General features: G+C 63.3%; 13 protein-coding genes. 11 read left to right on the top strand and 2 right to left on the bottom strand.

Annotated elements, in window-relative coordinates; all coding sequences use genetic code 11:
• Positions 1-48: 48 nt before the first annotated feature.
• Positions 49-954, bottom strand: coding sequence for a LysR family transcriptional regulator (locus tag HX786_RS14330; protein ID WP_008434597.1), 906 nt, complete (start codon positions 952-954; stop codon positions 49-51).
• A 220-nt stretch (positions 955-1,174) separates the two neighbouring features.
• On the opposite strand from HX786_RS14330, the gene HX786_RS14325 reads away from it, so the two are divergent.
• The 11 genes from HX786_RS14325 (at position 1,175) to HX786_RS14275 (ending at position 16,347) form a co-directional block, all read left to right on the top strand.
• Entirely contained in the window at positions 1,175-1,798 is a 624-nt protein-coding gene (locus tag HX786_RS14325) for a cysteine dioxygenase (RefSeq protein WP_087694851.1), read from the top strand.
• Positions 1,795-3,375 (top strand): rhodanese-related sulfurtransferase, encoded by a 1,581-nt coding sequence (locus HX786_RS14320; RefSeq protein WP_102368807.1) that lies wholly within the window; start codon positions 1,795-1,797, stop codon positions 3,373-3,375. The genes HX786_RS14325 and HX786_RS14320 overlap by 4 nt, the downstream gene beginning before the upstream one ends.
• 102 nt (positions 3,376-3,477) lie before the next feature.
• Complete coding sequence (locus HX786_RS14315; protein ID WP_003211301.1) at positions 3,478-4,434, top strand: ABC transporter substrate-binding protein; 957 nt, start codon at positions 3,478-3,480, stop codon at positions 4,432-4,434.
• 13 nt (positions 4,435-4,447) lie between these two features.
• Positions 4,448-5,791 (top strand): LLM class flavin-dependent oxidoreductase, encoded by a 1,344-nt coding sequence (locus HX786_RS14310; RefSeq protein WP_008434605.1) that lies wholly within the window; start codon positions 4,448-4,450, stop codon positions 5,789-5,791.
• A 13-nt stretch (positions 5,792-5,804) separates the two neighbouring features.
• Positions 5,805-6,809, top strand: coding sequence for an ABC transporter substrate-binding protein (locus HX786_RS14305; RefSeq protein ID WP_178912257.1), 1,005 nt, complete (start codon positions 5,805-5,807; stop codon positions 6,807-6,809).
• A 139-nt stretch (positions 6,810-6,948) separates the two neighbouring features.
• A complete protein-coding gene (locus HX786_RS14300) occupies positions 6,949-8,127 on the top strand; it encodes an acyl-CoA dehydrogenase family protein (protein ID WP_178912256.1) in 1,179 nt (392 codons plus the stop codon).
• The gene (locus HX786_RS14295; RefSeq protein WP_003211305.1) at positions 8,124-9,083 is read left to right on the top strand and encodes a D-isomer specific 2-hydroxyacid dehydrogenase family protein; all 960 of its coding nucleotides are present in this window, start codon (positions 8,124-8,126) and stop codon (positions 9,081-9,083) included. Before HX786_RS14300 ends, HX786_RS14295 begins: the two co-directional genes overlap by 4 nt.
• Positions 9,084-9,393: 310 nt before the next feature.
• Positions 9,394-11,514 (top strand): TonB-dependent receptor, encoded by a 2,121-nt coding sequence (locus HX786_RS14290; protein WP_087694856.1) that lies wholly within the window; start codon positions 9,394-9,396, stop codon positions 11,512-11,514.
• A gap of 26 nt (positions 11,515-11,540) precedes the next feature.
• Positions 11,541-13,115, top strand: coding sequence for an FAD-dependent oxidoreductase (locus HX786_RS14285; protein ID WP_003211307.1), 1,575 nt, complete (start codon positions 11,541-11,543; stop codon positions 13,113-13,115).
• Between the two features lie 25 nt (positions 13,116-13,140).
• Positions 13,141-13,632, top strand: a complete 492-nt coding sequence (locus HX786_RS14280; RefSeq protein ID WP_003211308.1) for a RidA family protein — start codon at positions 13,141-13,143, stop codon at positions 13,630-13,632.
• 36 nt (positions 13,633-13,668) lie between these two features.
• A complete protein-coding gene (locus HX786_RS14275) occupies positions 13,669-16,347 on the top strand; it encodes a TonB-dependent siderophore receptor (RefSeq protein WP_256735297.1) in 2,679 nt (892 codons plus the stop codon).
• A 1-nt stretch (position 16,348) separates the two neighbouring features.
• Here HX786_RS14275 and HX786_RS14270 read toward each other — a convergent pair whose 3' ends face one another.
• Entirely contained in the window at positions 16,349-17,236 is an 888-nt protein-coding gene (locus tag HX786_RS14270; protein WP_102605164.1) for a LysR family transcriptional regulator, read from the bottom strand.
• Positions 17,237-17,337: the final 101 nt, after the last annotated feature.

Here is a 17,337-nt window from a genome sequence, read left to right as displayed (position 1 = left end):
TAATAAAAAGCACATTTTAATCTAAGCTAATTATTATTTTTTTTCATATCATGCCGCATTGCGCACCTTGTGCAACGACGCCGCCACCAGCTTGCCAAACGCGTCCACCGGCCCTTGCAGGTTGCCCAGGAAATGCGGGTAGATCAGCCACAGGTCCATCACCGGCTTGAAGTCCTTCAGTGGCATGGCCGCCAGTTGATCGCGATGGGCGCTGCGCTCCAGCAGCGGGCGTGGCACCAGGCCGAGGCCCAGGCCGTCAGCCACCAGGCCCAACTGTAGCTCGGTGCCGAAGGTCTCCAGGTTGACCCGCAACGCCAGGCCCTGGTCCGACAGGGTGCGTTGCAACCCGGCACGGAAACCGCAGCCATCCGGGTTCAGGATCCAGCCATTCTGGTACACGTCCGCCAGCTTGCAGGGCTTCTTCGGCAGTTGGGCCTTGGCACACACCACCACCAGTTCCATCTTGCCGATGGACTCGCCGACGATGTTGTCCGGGAAGATCTTGCCCGCCGGAAACAGCGCCGCCGCCGCGTCCAGTTCGCCGCGCTCGATCTTGCCCACCAGTTGGCTGCCCCAGCCGGTAGCCACCTGGGCCCGCAGCTCGGGGAATTCACTGCGCAGGTGCTTGAGGGCGTCCAGCAACACCACGTCGCCAATGGTCTGCGGCACCCCCAGGCGCAGCAGGCCGGTGGGCGGCGCGTCGGTGGCCACCAGTTCCCGCAGGGCGTCCATTTCCCGAAGGATCGAACGGCACTGTTCATACACCCGCGTACCGATCAAAGTAGGCTTGAGCGGCTTGGTGTTGCGGTCGAACAACTCCACCCCCAGCGCCTGCTCGAAGTTCTGCACGCGACGGGTAATGGCCGGCTGGGTCAGTTGCAGCGACTCGGCGGCATGGCTGATGGACTGGCAACGAATCACTTCGACAAAGGCATCGATATCGTCAATTTTCATTTGGGCCGCACATAGAGAACAGTCATTAAGATGTGTGAAAAGCATAGTTCCATAAACGGTGGCTGGATAGCCCAACCCCCGGATCGATAACGTCTAACGCTATTCAAACCGGTTCTAAATTACTTTCCGCTATAACCTAATCATTAAAAAATAGCATATTAACTATAAACATTATGCTTAGATAAACCCATCACCACGAACCACCCACGATGGAATTGTCATGACCCAGGCCCGACACCCGGAGAGACTCAGAGCATTCATTGGCGCCCTGGCGGAATTGATCGACGGCAACCCTCGCGAAGGCGACTTGCTGCACCGCGGCGGCAAGCTGCTGGCGCAACTGGTCAGCCACGATGACTGGCTGCCGGACGAGTTTGCCCAACCCGACCCCGAGCGTTATCAGCAATTCCTGCTGCACGCCGATTCGCGCCAGCGCTTCAGCATCGTCAGCTTTGTGTGGGGGCCGGGGCAGACCACGCCGATCCATGACCATCGCGTGTGGGGGCTGATCGGCATGCTGCGCGGTTCCGAGTATTCCCAGGGCTTTGCGCGTAACGCCGAGGGCGCACTGGTCGCCGACGGCAAGCGCATCCAGCTGGAACCCGGCCAGGTGGAAGCCGTGTCGCCGAAGATCGGTGACATCCATCAAGTCAGCAATGCCTTCAGTGACCAGGTGTCCATCAGCATTCATGTGTATGGCGCCAACATCGGTGCGGTGCGCCGCGCCGTGTACCAGCCGGACGGCAGCGAGAAACTGTTTATCTCCGGTTATTCCAACGCTTTTCTCCCGAACATCTGGGATTTGTCCAAAGACGCCCTGTCCAAAGAGAGCCCTGCCCCATGACTGTATCGAACCGCAGCTTCGCCCAGATTCGCCAGGCCCTGCTGGACCGTGAAGAAGTCGCCCTTGTGGATGTGCGCGAGGAAGCGCCTTTCGCCGAATCCCACCCGCTGTTCGCCGCGAATATCCCGCTGTCGAAACTGGAACTGGAAGTGTATTCACGCATCCCACGCCGGGATACCCAGGTGACGGTGTACGACAACGGTGAAGGCCTGGCACAGATCGCCGCCCAGCGCTTGCAGGCGCTCGGCTATACCGAGGTCAGCCTGCTGGAAGGCGGCCTGGACGGTTGGCGCAGCGCCGGTGGCGAGCTGTTTATCGACGTCAACGTGCCAAGCAAATCCTTTGGCGAGCTGGTGGAAAGCCAGCGCCACACACCGTCGCTGGCGGCTGAAGAAGTGCAGGCGTTGCTCGACAGCAACGCCGACGTGGTGGTGCTCGACGCCCGCCGCTTCGATGAATACCAGACCATGAGCATTCCCACCGGCATCAGCGTGCCCGGCGCCGAACTGGTGCTGCGCGCCCGTGAGCTGGCACCGGACCCGGCCACGCGCATTATCGTCAACTGCGCCGGGCGTACCCGCAGCATCATCGGCACCCAGTCGCTGATCAATGCCGGCATCGCCAACCCGGTGTCTGCCCTGCGCAACGGCACCATCGGCTGGACCCTGGCCGGGCAGAAGCTGCAACACGGCCAGGCTCGACGCTTCGCGCCGACCTCGGAAGAACACCGCCAGATCGCCGCCAGGGACGCCCGCCAAGTCGCCGACAAGGCCCGCGTAGGCCGCGCCACCCTCGCCGACCTGCAACGCTGGCAGCAGGAAGCGGCGCGCACCACTTACCTGTTCGACGTACGCACCCCGGAAGAATTCGAAGCCGGCCACCTGCCCGGCTCGCGCTCCACACCGGGCGGCCAACTGGTGCAGGAAACCGATCACGTCGCCAGCGTACGCGGCGCCCGGCTGGTACTGGTGGATGACGACGGCGTGCGGGCCAATATGTCTGCGTCCTGGCTCGCACAACTGGGTTGGGAAGTGCATGTGCTGGATGACCTGCAACCTGCGCACTTCAGCGAACCGGGGGCCTGGGTTGCCCCCGTCCCGGCGCCGCAACAGGCCGAACTCATCAGCCCGCACACCCTCGCCGAATGGCAGGCTCATGGCGACACCGCAGTACTGGATTTCACCGCCAGCGCCAACTACGTCAAGCGCCACATTCCCGGTGCCTGGTGGGCGTTGCGCGGGCAGTTGCCCGAAGCCTTGCGCAAGGTGCCTGCTGCCGAACGCTACGTGTTGACCTGTGGCAGCAGCCAGCTGGCGCGCCTCGCGGTGGCGCAAGTCGAAGCGCTGACCGGCAAGCCCGTGTTCCTGCTGCAGGACGGCACTGCCAGCTGGATCGCCGCGCAACTGCCGCTGGAGGAAGGCGAGACCCGCCTCGCTTCACCGCGCATCGACCGCTACCGCCGCCCGTACGAAGGCACCGACAATCCGAAGGAAGCCATGCAGGCCTATCTCGACTGGGAGTTCGGCCTGGTGGACCAGCTGGCCCGCGACGGCACCCACGGGTTTTATGTGATCTGAACACCCCCAGGAGCGAGCCCGCTCGCTCCTCTTCCCACTACCAGCCGACCCCTTCTCCAGGCGGAGGCGACTGAACGCAAGACCTAGCCTGGAGCCCGCCTGATGCGCTTTACCCTTGCCCTTTTACTGGCCGCCCTCACCCTGGGTGCGACTTGCCAGGCCGCCGACCTGCAGCCCCTGCGAGTGGCCAACCAGAAATCCACCATCAAGGCGCTGCTGGAAGTCGCCGGCGAAACCCGGGATGTGCCCTACGAAATCCAGTGGTCCGAGTTCCCCGCCGCCGCACCGCTGGGCGAAGCCCTCAACGCCGGAGCCGTGGACATCGGCGCGCTGGGGGACGCGCCCTACGTGTTCGCCCTCGGTGCCGGAGCACCGCTGAAGGTGGTGAGCATCATCCACGCCGAAGGCCGCAACACCACCGCGCTGATTGTTCCGAAAGATTCCCCGATCCACGATCTTGCCGACCTCAAGGGCAAGCGCATCGTCACCACCCGCGGCTCCATCGGGCACTTCCTGGCGATCAAGGCGCTGCGCAGCGCCGGCCTTTCCACCCACGACGTGCAGTTCATCTTCCTGCTGCCCAGCGAGTCACGGCTGGTGCTGGATAACGGCACCGCCGATGCCTGGTCGACCTGGGACCCCTACACCACCGTGGTCACCAGCCAGAGCCAGGCAAGGGTCCTTGCCAGCGGCAACAACCTGCTGAGCAATCACCTGTACCTCGCCGCCACCAGCAAGGCGATTGCCGACAAGCGCGTGCAGCTGGACGACTTCGTGGCCCGGGTCGACCGCGCCTACCGCTGGAGCAACGATCACCCGCAGGCGTTCGCCGCCGCCATGGCCAAAATCACCGGCTTGCCGCTGGAGGTACACGTAGCCGTGGCCAACGCCACCCATATGCAACCGGTGGCGATTGACGACTCGGTGATCAGCGGCCTGCAAACCACCGCCGACATCTATCAGGACGAAGGCCTGCTGACCAAACACATCGACGTCTCCCAAGGCTTCGACAAAAGCTTCAACGCCAAACGTGCCCCGCTTACCCAGGCTTCCCGCTAAAAGGAGAGAGAACATGAGCAAACGCCAACTGAAACTCGGTGCCATGGTGCACGGCGTCGGTCACGGCTGGGGCGAATGGCGCCACCCGCAGGCGCAGCCCAATGCCAGCGTCAACTTCGGGTTCTACAAGCATCAGACGCAACTGGCCGAAGGCGCGAAGTTCGACTTCGTGTTCATCGCCGACAGCCTGCATATCCATGAAAAATCCAGCCCGCACTACCTCAACCGTTTTGAGCCACTGACCATTCTTTCGGCCCTGGCGGCCCTGACCTCGAACATCGGCCTGGTGGCGACCGTCACCGTGAGCTACACCGAACCATTCCAGGTGGCGCGCCAGTTCGCCTCCCTGGACCACATCAGCGGCGGCCGCGCCGGCTGGAACGTGGTGACTTCGTGGCTCAGCGGCACCGCCGACAACTTCGGCAAGGCCGAGCACCCGCCCCACGCCGTGCGCTACCGCATCGCCAGGGAGCACGTAAATGTGGTCAAGGGCTTGTGGGATTCCTGGGAAGACGATGCCTTCGCCTACAACAAGCAAAGCGGCGAATTTTTCACCCCTGGCAAGCTGCATGCACTGGAACACAAAGGCGAGTTTTTCTCGGTCAAGGGCCCGCTGAATATCGCCCGCTCGCGCCAGGGCCAGCCGGTGATTTTCCAGGCGGGCACTTCCGAGGACGGGCGCAATTTTGCCGCCGAAAACAGCGACGCGATTTTTGTCCATGCCGAGACCTTCGACGAAGCCAAAGCCTACGCCCAGGACTTGAAGAAACGCGCCCGCAGTTTTGGCCGTGATGCTGATCAGTTGTCGATCCTGCCGGGCATCCGGCCGATTGTTGGCCGCGACGAAGCCGAGGTGGAAAGCCGCTATCAGCAAGCTGTGGAGCTGGTGACCGTCGAGGACGCAATCGTCGCCCTGGGCCGCCCGTTCAACGACCACGATTTCAGCAAGTACCCGCTGGACGAACCCTTCCCGGAACTCGGCGACCTGGGCTCCAACAGCCAGAAAGGCGGCTCCGACCGCATCAAGCAACTGGCCCGCGATGAACGCCTGACCCTGCGGGAAGTGGCCCTGCGGTTCTCCCGGCCCAAGCGCGATTTTGTCGGTACCCCGGAGCAGGTCGCCGACGCGATCCAGACCTGGTTCGAAGCCGGCGCGGCCGACGGCTTCATCATCAATTCACTGCTGCCGGACGGCTTGCAGTACTTCACCGAGCTGGTAGTGCCGGTGCTGCAACAACGCGGGCTGTTGCGCAGCGAATACAGCGGCGCCACCCTGCGGGAAAACCTTGGCCTGGACGTGCCGGCGAACCGCTACAGCACCCCGTTCGAAACTCAACCAACGCAGATCGCCATCTGACCAGGGCACGACCATGACGAACACGATCAAACACGGACAGTTCAATCGTCGCGGCTTCCTGGGTGCCAGTTCGATTGCCCTTGGCGCGCTGGGCCTCGCCTCGCTGGTGCCCCGGGCTTTCGCTGCACCTGCGAAGCTCTCGGACCTGACCCTGGCCGTCGCCACCTACCGTGGCCAGGACTCGTACTTCACCGACGACGCCGGCACTTCCAACACGCCCTATAAAGTCGACTACGCCGAGTTCGCCGGCGGCAACCTGATCGTCGAAGCGCTGGCCTCCGGCAGCCTGGACATTGGCGGCATGAGCGAGATCCCGCCGATCTTCTCGATCCAGAGCCACCGCGAGCCGAAGCTGATTGCGGTGCTGCAAGGTGACGTGAATAACCAGGTGATCCTGATTCCCAAGGAGTCGAAAATTGAATCCATCGCCCAGTTGAAAGGCAAGCGTGTGGGCTATGTGCGCTCCACCACTTCGCACTACTTCTTGATCAAGGCCTTGAAGGAGCAAGGGCTGACCTTCAACGACATCACCCCCGTGGCACTCACGCCACAGGACGGTTTCAGCGCGTTCCAGAGTGGCCAGCTGGACGCTTGGGTGATCTACGGGGTGTTTATCCAGCTGGCGAAATTCCGCAGCGGCGCCCGGGTATTGAAAACCGCCCTCGGCTATCTCTCCGGCAACTACCTGATCGGCGCCCGCCCCGCCGCCCTGGAAGACCCGCTGCGCAAACAGGCGATCCAGGATTACTTGCAGCGCCAGGCGCGCACGCTGGAATGGATGAACAACAACCCTGAGCCGTGGGCTGAAAAATCGGCGAGGTTGCTCGGTGTGGACACGGCCGTGTTCCTCGACGTGTACAACAACCGCAGCCAGCCCTACAGCGTGATCGAGGTGAACGACCAGGCCATCGCTTCGCAGCAGGAAGTGGCGGACCTGTTCTTCAATGCCGGGGTATTGAACGAGCGGCTGGATGTCAGCCCGTTGTGGGACCGGCAGTTCAAGTTGCTGCCGATATAACCCGCCTTCGAAAACGCCGAATAACCCATGTGGGAGCGGGCTTGCTCGCGAAAGCGGTGGATCAGCCAACGGATGTGCAACTTGACACACCGCTTTCGCGAGCAAGCCCGCTCCCACATTTTGAACGAGTACACCCATCATGAGCCTTTCTTCTCAACCGTCACTGCGCTCCGTGGAAGTGGCCAATTTCGAAGCCTTGCTGGAACGCCTCAGCGCCCAGCTCGCCGCCACTGCACACATCGTTGATAAAAGCGGCACCTTCCCCCACGACAACTTCAAGCTGCTGCACGAACACGGCCTTGTCGCCCTGACCGTGCCCAAGGCCCTCGGCGGTGGCGGTGCCAACCTGAGCCAGGCGCGCAAGGCCATCAGCGCGATTGCCAAGGGCGAGCCGTCCACCGCGCTGATCCTGGTGATGCAGTACCTGCAACACACGCGCCTGCAAGACAGCAAAACCTGGCCGCCCGCCCTGCGCACCCAGGTCGCCGAAGACGCTGTGCGCAATGGGGCGCTGATCAATGCCCTGCGCGTCGAACCCGATCTCGGCACCCCGGCCCGTGGCGGCCTGCCCGCGACCATCGCCCGGCGTACCGCCGCCGGCTGGCGCATCAGCGGGCGCAAGATCTACTCCACCGGCAGCCATGGCCTGAGCTGGTTCAGCGTGTGGGCCCGCAGCAGCGATGAAGACCCGTTGGTAGGCGCCTGGCTGGTGCCCAGGGACAGCCCCGGCATCAGCATCATCGACACCTGGGACCACCTCGGCATGCGCGCCACCTGCAGCCATGAAGTGGTGTTCGACAACGTGCTGGTGCCGCTGGACCACGCGGTCAGCGTCAGCCCCTGGAGCGCACCGCAAGCGGAACTGGACGGTGACGGGTTCCTGTGGATGTCGGTACTGCTCTCATCGGTGTACGACGCCGTGGCCCAGGCCGCGCGCGACTGGCTGGTGGACTGGCTGGAACAACGCAAGCCGTCCAACCTCGGCGCCGCGCTGTCGACCTTGCCGCGCTTTCAGGAGACCGTCGGGCATATCGACACCCTGCTGTTTGCCAACCGCAGCCTGCTGGACGCCGCCGCCGACGGGCACACCCCGGCAGCCCACGCCGCACAGATCAAATACCTGGTGACCGGCAACGCGATCCGCGCCGTCGAGTTGGCCATCGAGGCGTCCGGCAATCCCGGCCTGTCCCGACACAGCCCATTGCAGCGGCATTACCGCGACGTGCTGTGCAGCCGCGTGCATACCCCGCAGAACGACGCGGTGCTGCAAGGCGTCGGCAAGGCCGTCTTCGCTCAACGACACAAGGAACGCCCATGAGCCAGGTGATTATCGCCAGCCAGCTGGACGAAGATTTCAATCAAGTCATCCGCCAGCGCCTGGCCCTCACGCACCCCGGTGCCGAGGTGATCAGCGTGCCGGCCGGTGTGCCCAGCGACTTGCCGGCCCAGGCCAATATCCTGCTGGCCCGGCCGATCAATGTGCGCGGCTACACCGCGCCGGACACACCGCCCCCGGGTTGGCCGTACGGCGTGCAGTGGATCCAGGTGGTGTCGTCGGGCATCGACTTCTATCCCAGGTGGCTGTTCAACGGGCCACCGGTGAGCACCTCACGGGGCAGCGCCGCCGAAAACCTCGCCGAGTTCGCCCTCGCGGCAATCTTCGCGGCGGCCAAGCATTTGCCGGATATCTGGGTAAAGGATGCCCAATGGCAGTTCACCCCGTTGCGCCCGCTCAAGGGCACCACCCTGGGGATTCTCGGGTTTGGCGCGATTGGCCGCAGCCTGGCGCAGAAGGCTCATGGGTTGGGGATCAAGGTGGTGGCATTACGCCAAACTGACACGCCGTTTGACGTGGAGGGTGTGGAAGCGGCGCGGGATATCCATGACCTGTTTGCTCGTTCCGATCACCTGGTGCTGGCAGCGCCACTGACCGAGGCCACACGGCATATCGTCGATCGGGAGGCGCTGGCGAATGCCAAGCCAGGGTTGCACCTGATCAATATTGCCCGGGGAGGATTGGTGGATCATGAGGCGCTGCTGGAGGCGCTGGACAGCGGCCATATCGGGCTGGCTTCGCTGGATGTGACCGAGCCCGAGCCATTGCCGGACGGGCATGCGTTGTATGGGCATCCGAGGGTCAGGGTGTCGCCGCATACGTCGGCGATTTCGACCAATAGCCGGCATGACATTGCGGACAGTTTCCTGGGCAATCTGGAAAGGTATCTGAGTGATCGGCCGCTGGAAAACCTCGCTGATACCCAACGCGGTTACTAAACCCAACAGAGATCAAAATGTGGGAGCGGGCTTGCTCGCGAATGCGGTGTTTCAGTCACTATCAATGTTGACTGAGCGACCGCATTCGCGGGCAAGCCCGCTCCCACATTTGTTTTTTGTTCGGCTGAAAAATATCATCAGCCTTACGCATCACATTCAAACCAATACATACCTATTTTTTATAATTAACTTATAACTAATCGGACTTTTACGCCCGGCATTTATACAAATACTGTTACATCCAGTACCGACCCCTGACCAGGTGGAGGCCCAATTTTGCCTAAACCGTCAACCACCTCAGGGGTCCATCATGAGTCCTACCGCCGTACCCAATCGCCTGGCACTGGCCATCTCCCTCGCCCTGTTCGGCCTCGCCGTTCACGCCGACGACACCGCCCTGCCGGTGGTCAATGTCACCGCCGAGCACCGCAGCGAAGACCTGCAAAAAACCCCGCTGGCGATTTCCGCGTTTGATGAAAAGGCCCTGGAAGACAAGCAGATCAACAGCGTGCGCGACCTCTCGGGCCAGGTGCCGAACCTGACACTCAGCCGCCAGTCGATCTCCTACAGCGCGCAGACCTACGGCATTCGCGGCATCGGTGAAACCGACCCGATCCAGGAAGCCGCCGTCGCCGTGTATGCCGATGACCTGTACATCCCGCGTGCCATTTCGTCGATGCTCGACTTCAACGATGTGGAGCGTGTCGAAGTGCTGCGCGGGCCCCAGGGCACCCTGTACGGGCGCAACAGCAGCGCCGGTGCGATCCGCGTGATCACCCGCGACCCGACCCAGGAAACCCGTGGTTTTGTAGAGCTAGGCGCCGGCAACTACGATGCGCAGAACGCACGCCTGCTGATCAGCGGCCCGCTGGTGGACAACGCGCTGTTCGGCAGTTTCTCGGCGATCCGCCTGAGCCGCGACGGCACCGTCTCCGACCCCACCCGGGGCAAGGATGTAAACAACGTCGACATCCAGTCCTACCGCGGCAAGCTGCGCTACAAGCCGGTGGATTCGCCGTGGGATGTGCAACTGACCCTGGCCGGTACCTTCGACCGGGGCGACACCACCAGCTACACGCCTTTCGACGCCAACGGGCATTTCGACAAATTCAAGAGCTACAGCAGCCTCGACCCGAAAAACCGCCTGGACCAGGGCAGCTCGGTACTGCGGGCGATTTACGCGATCAATGACAACCTGAACTTCAAATCGGTGACCGCCTACTCGGCGTTCCACCAACCGGTGGACTACGACAACTCAGGGCAAGCCGCGCTGATCCAGAACAACCTGATCCTGTACAAGCAGAACTATGCGACCCAGGAGTTCCAGCTCAACGGCGACTACGACGATTTCAGCTTCAGCACCGGGGTGTACCTGTACCGCGAGAAGTTCGACGCCGACCGCGACAACCTTACCTATTCCATCGCCCGCAATCGGGTGATCGGCCAGGGCCAATACAGCACCACCAACACCGAAAGCTATGCGCTGTATGGCCAGGGCACCTACAAGCTGACGCAACAACTGTCGCTGATCGCCGGCCTGCGCTTTACCCGCGAGCACAAGAATTTCGACTTCACCAACTACGCGATCAACACCGACCGGCAAATCACCGGCACCAACTTCACCGCCGAGTCGAGCAAATCCTGGCAGTCCACCAGCCCGAAGATCGGCTTCGAATACGCCTGGACCCCGCACCTGAACCAATACGCCTACGTCGCCAAGGGTTTCAAGGCCGGTGGCTACGACAACCGCGCCCCCACCCAGGCCGCCGCCGAACAGGCGTTCTCCCCGGAAGACGTGACCACCTGGGAAACCGGGGTCAAGGGCGACTTCTTCGACCAGCGCCTGCGGGCCAACGTCGCGCTGTTCTACAACGACTACAAAGACCTGCAAACCAACGCCTATGACCCGGCGCTGGGGGTGAGCCTGCGCACCAACGTCGGCCGTGCCCACACCTACGGCGTGGAGCTGGAAACCCTCACCGCCCTGAGCCGCGACCTGCAACTGACCGCCAACGTCGGCTACCTGCAAAGCAAGTACGACGACTTCCAGAACGCCAGCGGTGCCGGGGTGGATGCCAACGGCAAGCAACTGGTGTTCTCGCCACGCTGGAACGCGAGCGTTGGCCTGAACTACACCATCCCGGCCGGGCTGCCGGGCACCTGGCTGGCAGGCACCGATGCGCAGTTCCAGACCAAGTCCTACGCCAACGCATTGAACGACGACATCCAGGAAATCCCGCAACAGACCTTCTGGAACGCCAACACCCGCTACATCAGCGGCGACGGCCACTGGACCACCACCCTGGCGGTGAAAAACCTGCTGGACCGCGCCTACCCGCAGTCGGTGGGCTACGTGCCCTCCAGCGGCGCCCGCTACTACTCGGTCAACGACCCGCGAACCCTGTTGCTGACCGTGCGCTACGACCTCTGACAAACCGCTATCTCAAGGAGCGAATCATGGCTTTTACCCGCAGGGAACTGATTTCCCGTATTGCCGCCGTGGGCGGTTATTCCGCCGCTGTCAGCGCATTGGGCGCGCTGGGGCTGACGCCTCAGGCGGTGGCATCGAGCTTTACCCCACTGCAATTGGGCAGCACCGGCAAAGGCAAGCAGGTAGTGGTGGTCGGCGCCGGGATCTCCGGGCTGGTCAGCGCCTATGAGCTGCGCAAGGCCGGGTTCAACGTGACGATCCTGGAAGCCCGCGACCGGGTGGGTGGACGCAACTGGACCCTGCGCAGAGGCACCAAGGTCGATTTCGACGACGGCGTCAGCCAGACCGTCGACTTTGATGACGGGCAGTTTTTCAACGCCGGCCCCGCGCGTATTCCCAGCCACCACCAGACGATCCTCGGCTACTGCCGCGAGCTGGGTGTGGAGCTGCAAGTACTGGTCAACAGCAGCCGCAACGCCCTGGCCCGGCCGGATACGCAACAGCCGGCGTTCCAGCTGCGCCAGGCGGTCAACGACACCCGTGGCCAGCTCTCGGAACTGCTGGCCCGCACGGTCAGCCGCAAGGCGTTGGACCAGGACCTGAGCGTGGATGACCGCAAAGCGTTGCTGAGTTTCCTCAAAGTGTACGGCGACCTCAACGGCGACCTGCAATACAAGGGTTCGGTGCGCTCCGGCTACACCCGCGTGCCCGGCGCCGGCGACCAGACCGGCGTGACCCGCGCGCCGCTGGAGCTGCAGACCCTGCTTAATCCCAAGCTATGGGGCGCGCTGGTGTTCGATGAAATCCCGGAGTTTTCCTCCACCATGTTCCAGCCGGTGGGCGGCATGGACCGCATTCCGTATGCCTTCTACGAGCATCTGAAAGATGCGGTGCGCTTCAACGCCGAAGTCAGCGATATCCAGACCTCGGAGCAAGGCAGCCGGATCACCTACCGCGACCGCATCAGCGGCAAGACCCAGGTGCTGAGTGCCGACTACGCGATTGTCACCGTGCCCTTGCCGCTGCTGGCCAAGCTGCCAACCAACTTCACGGCACCCTTCAAGCAGGCGATCCAGACCGCGCAAAGCGACCAGGCCAACAAGGTGGCCTGGCAGGCGCCGCGCTTCTGGGAAACCGACTTCAACATCTACGGCGGCCTGTCGTACCTCGACCATGAAGTCAAAGGCCTGTGGTACCCCAGCGACCGCCTCAACAGCGCCCAGGGGATTCTGGTGGCGGCCTACAACACCAGTGAATCGGCCCAGGCCTTCAGCCAGAAGTCCCTGGCCGAACAGTTCGCCTCCTCACGCCAGGCGGTGGAGCTGTTGCACCCCGGCCACAGCGCCAAGCTGCAAAAACCGGTGGCGATCAACTGGTCGAAAGTCAGCTACAGCAAGGGCCCGTGGATCGTCAACGACGAGGTCGGCGAAAGCGCCTACCGCGTGCTCAACGAGCCCCAGGGCCGCACGTACCTGGCCAGCGACGCCCTCGCCCACGGCGGCGTCGGCATCTGGCAGAACAGCGCCGCCGATTCGGCGCGGCGCATCGTCTCGCTGATCGGCCGGCATGCCGAACGCCAGCAACCGGGCGTCGCCGCCTGACTTTTCTCTCTCAAGGAATGAACCGATGAAGACGCTTTTTGCAGGACTGCTGATGACCGCCACCACCCTTGCGGCCCACGCCGATGAGATCAAGCGCGTGCCGCTGCCGAACTCGAACTTCCCGATCTCATTGGCGGTGTCGGTGCCGCCGCAGACCGAGCTGTTGTTTGTGAGTGGGTTGCTGGCCGACCTGCATGACCCCAAGGCGCCGAAAGACTCGTTTGCCGCCTATGGCGACACGGCCATCCAGACCACGTCGATCCTCAACAAGCTCAAGGGTGTGCTGCAAGGCCAGGGCTTGGATTTGGGAGATGTGGTGCAGCTGCGGATATTCCTGGTGGGCGATCCAGCCAAGGGCGGCAAGCTTGATTTTGCCGGGTTGCAGGAAGGCTACACGCCGTTCTTCGGCAGTGCCGAGCAGCCGAAAAAACCGGCGCGCACCGCGGTGCAAGTCGTCGCGTTGCCATTGCCCGGCGGGCTGGTAGAAATCGAAGCGGTTGCCGCGCGCAAACGCTGACAGGGACATCACTCGAGACCAAGGAGCTCCACTCTCATGCGAAAATTCAACTGGCTGACGGCACCTTTGTGGCGAGGGAGCTTGCTCCCGCTGGGGCGCGCAGCGGCCCTGAAGCCTGACTCCGCAATTTCCTCGGAAGGCCGTATTGGGGCTGCTACGCAGCCCAGCGGGAGCAAGCTCCCTCGCCACAGCAAGCTCCCTCGTCACAGCAAGCTTCCTCACCACAGCAAGCTCGCTCATCGTAAAAGGCTACACCGGTACAATCATCTGAAACTCCTGCCGCTCTCGCTGGCGTGCGGCCTGGCGTCCTTCGGCGTCGAATCTGCCGAAGACCGCTCCCCCACCCTCGACACCGTGGTGGTCACCGGCAACCGTGGCGCCGAACAACGCACCGTCACCACCAGCCCCACGCCGATTGATGTGATCAGCGGCGAACAACTGCGGGCCGTGGGCAAGCCAAGTTTGCTCGAAGCGTTGGGCAAGCTCATCCCCTCGTTCAACCTGCCCGACCGCGCCGGCTGGGATGCCAGCGGCGTGGTGCGTTCGGCCACCCTACGCGGCCTCACCGCCTCTCACGTACTGGTGCTGGTCAACGGCAAACGCCGCCATACCAGCGCCACCCTGAACATCAACGGCATCAACAGCGGCGCGGCCCCCAGCGACCTCGACCTGATCCCGGTGGCTGCCATCGACCATGTGGAGGTGCTGCGCGACGGTGCAGCGGCGCAATACGGCTCGGATGCGATTTCCGGGGTGATCAACATCATCCTCAAGCAGACCACCGGCGGCAGTTCCGACACCACCCTGGGCCAGAACTACGACGGCAAGCGCGGCACCGGCCAGGAGGCGCTGAACTATGGCTTCCAGGTGGGTGAAGCCGGGGTGCTCAACGTGTCCCTCGACACCCGCTACCAGGAGCGCGACAACAAGGCCGGCAGCAACGGCTACAGCAGCCATTACTACCCGCTGGCGGACGGTTCCCCCGACCCGCGCGAAGCCACCTCCAGCCACCACACCTACAAAGGCTACGGCTCGCCCCGCAGCCAGTTGGGCGATGTGGCGTACAACCTCGACCTGCCGCTGAACGACAACCTGACGCTGTACTCGTTTTCCACCCTGGCCACCCGAGAGAACAACGACGGCCAGAACTTCCGCCTGCCCAACGGCCGCAACACCATCACCACCGGGCCCAATGGATACCCCGATGGCTACAGCCCGTACTGGCTGGTCAACGAGACCGACTTCCAATCGGCCTTCGGTGCCAAGGGCAACGACCTTGGCGGCGGTTGGGGTTGGGACCTGAGCAGCACCTACGGGCGCAACTACGCCAAGCAGCGCACCTACGACAACCAGAACCCGTCCCTGGGCGAAAGCACACCGAACAAGTTCACCTCCGGGATCTACATCGCCGACCAGCTCACCACCAACCTCGACCTGAAAAACACCTACGAGATCGGCCTGGCCAAGCCGCTGGACGTGGCGTTCGGCCTGGAGCACCGGCGCGAGAGCTACGAGACCCGCGCCGGCTCCGAGGCTTCCTATATCGATGGCGGCTACGTGTTCCCGGCAGGCCATCCGCGTGCCGGGCAGCGTCCCGATCCGGGGGCCCAGGTCACCAACGGCATCCGTCCGGAAGACGCGCAGAAGGTCAGCCGCAACAGCGTCGCCAGCTATGTCGACCTCGGGTTCTACCCCACCGAGCAGTGGTACGTCGGCGTGGCCGGGCGCTACGAACATTACAACGAAGGCGTCGGCGGTACCCGCAGCGGCAAGCTCAGCACGCGGTATGCGTTCAACCCGGTGTTCGCCCTGCGCGGCACCGTGAGCAACGGCTTTCGTGCACCGTCCCTGGCCAACGAGATCTTCACCGCACGCTCCACCGGGTTCGACACCATCAATGGCGTGTACCAATCGTATAACTACGTGATCCTGCCGGTGGATTCCGCCGGGGCCCAGGCATTGGGTGCCAAGTCACTGAAGCCGGAGCGCTCGACCAACTTCAGCCTCGGTTTCGCCGTGACCCCAAGCGATGACTTGAGCCTCACGGTGGACGGCTACGTGATCAACCTGCGGGACCGCCTGGTGCTCAGCGAACGCTTCCAGGGCCCGGGCATTGCCTCCCTGCTGGACAGCATCGGCGTACCGGCCACGGCGGGCGCGCAGTACTTCACCAACGGCGCCAACACCCGCACCTCCGGGGTGGACGTGGTGGGCAACTACCGGCAGAACCTCGACCGCTACGGCTCGGTGAAATGGACGGCGGCGCTGAACTACAACCACACGCAGATCCTCAGCGTCAACGACACCCCGGCGCAGCTCGCCGCCCTGGGCAACTTCCAGTTGATGGGTCGCCAGTCACGGGCACTGATCACCAAGACCTCACCCAGCAGCAAGATGATCTTCTCCGCCGACTGGGCGATCCACGACTTCGACGTCAACCTGCGCCTGACTCGCTACGGCACCTACACCGAGGTCAACAGCTCCAGCGACGCGAGCCTGGACCGCACGTATTCGGCCAAGTGGATCACTGACCTCGACGTGGCCTACGCGATCAGCAAACAGCTGACGGTGGCCGTAGGTGCGCAGAACCTGTTCGACAAATACCCGGATCACATCGGCGTGAAGAACTCGTCGTTCGGCGATAACTGGGGCAGCTATTCGCCGTTCGGGTTTACCGGCGGGTATTACTACAGCCGGGTGCAGTACGCGTTCTGATTCAACAACCGCCAGCCAGGCGTTCACGCAGGAACTCGATCAACGCCTGCACCGGGCGCGAGCTCTGGCGGTGCTGGGGGTAAACGGCGGAAAGGGTCAGGGGTTCGGGCGCGCAGTCTTCCAGCAGCGTCACCAGGCGGCCGTCCTGCAAGGCTTGGGCAACGATAAAATGGGGTAGGTAGGTGATGCCCAACCCGGCCACGGCGGCATCCCGCAGCAACTCACCGTTGTTGACCCGCATGCGCCCGCTGACGTTGCGGGTGTGGGGTTTGCCATCGACCTTGAAGTGCCATTGCACCTGGCGACCATGGCCGTAAGGCAGGCATGCGTGATCGGCCAGGTCATCGGGCCTCTGCGGCGTGCCGTGGCGGGCCAGGTAGTCGGGACTGGCGCAATAGACGCGCTGCACACTGGCGATGCGTCGGGCGATCAGGGTCGAATCCTCGAGGGTGCCGATGCGCAGCACCAGGTCGTAGCCCTCGCTGATGAGGTCTACCGGGCGGTCGCTGAGGTCCACTTCCACGGTGACGTGAGGGTGGCGTTGCAGGAACAGCGGCAACAGGCAACCCAGGTGCGCCATGGCAAACGACAACGGCGCGCTCAGGCGAATGGTGCCTCGGGGCTCGGTGTTTTGCCCGGCGATGCCCTGCTCCACTTGCTCGACTTCACTGAGCAGGCGCAGGGCGGATTCGTAGTAACTCTGGCCCAGCGGCGTGACATCCAGGCGGCGGGTGGAGCGGTTGAGCAGGCGTACGCCGAGGCGCTCTTCCAGCTGGATCAGGCGGCGGCTGACAAACTGCTTGGACAGGCCAAGATGCTCGGCGGCAGCGGTGAAACTGCCGGATTCCATGACCTGGCAAAACAGGCGCATGTCTTCGAAGGGGTTCATTGTCGCTTCTCGGTGGACGCTGGGCTGTTTTATAGCCGGTCAGTCGCCACACCACAAATCAAAATGTGGGAGCGGGCTTGCTCGCGAAGGCGGTGGGTCAG

Source organism: Pseudomonas sp. 21615526 (genome assembly GCF_013386245.1).
In the GTDB taxonomy this organism is placed as follows: Bacteria; Pseudomonadota; Gammaproteobacteria; order Pseudomonadales; family Pseudomonadaceae; genus Aquipseudomonas.
The sequence above is the reverse complement of the archived record's forward strand: the minus strand, read 5'-3'. Positions and strand labels throughout refer to the sequence as shown.

Coding starts and splice junctions, on each gene's coding strand:
- HX786_RS14280 (WP_003211308.1), top strand. CDS start 13,141: ATGAAGACGCTTTTTGCAGGACTGCTGATGACCGCCACCACCCTTGCG.
- HX786_RS14305 (WP_178912257.1), top strand. CDS start 5,805: ATGACGAACACGATCAAACACGGACAGTTCAATCGTCGCGGCTTCCTG.
- HX786_RS14325 (WP_087694851.1), top strand. CDS start 1,175: ATGACCCAGGCCCGACACCCGGAGAGACTCAGAGCATTCATTGGCGCC.
- HX786_RS14275 (WP_256735297.1), top strand. CDS start 13,669: ATGCGAAAATTCAACTGGCTGACGGCACCTTTGTGGCGAGGGAGCTTG.
- HX786_RS14310 (WP_008434605.1), top strand. CDS start 4,448: ATGAGCAAACGCCAACTGAAACTCGGTGCCATGGTGCACGGCGTCGGT.
- HX786_RS14300 (WP_178912256.1), top strand. CDS start 6,949: ATGAGCCTTTCTTCTCAACCGTCACTGCGCTCCGTGGAAGTGGCCAAT.
- HX786_RS14285 (WP_003211307.1), top strand. CDS start 11,541: ATGGCTTTTACCCGCAGGGAACTGATTTCCCGTATTGCCGCCGTGGGC.
- HX786_RS14290 (WP_087694856.1), top strand. CDS start 9,394: ATGAGTCCTACCGCCGTACCCAATCGCCTGGCACTGGCCATCTCCCTC.
- HX786_RS14270 (WP_102605164.1), bottom strand. CDS start 17,236: ATGAACCCCTTCGAAGACATGCGCCTGTTTTGCCAGGTCATGGAATCC.
- HX786_RS14295 (WP_003211305.1), top strand. CDS start 8,124: ATGAGCCAGGTGATTATCGCCAGCCAGCTGGACGAAGATTTCAATCAA.
- HX786_RS14320 (WP_102368807.1), top strand. CDS start 1,795: ATGACTGTATCGAACCGCAGCTTCGCCCAGATTCGCCAGGCCCTGCTG.
- HX786_RS14315 (WP_003211301.1), top strand. CDS start 3,478: ATGCGCTTTACCCTTGCCCTTTTACTGGCCGCCCTCACCCTGGGTGCG.
- HX786_RS14330 (WP_008434597.1), bottom strand. CDS start 954: ATGAAAATTGACGATATCGATGCCTTTGTCGAAGTGATTCGTTGCCAG.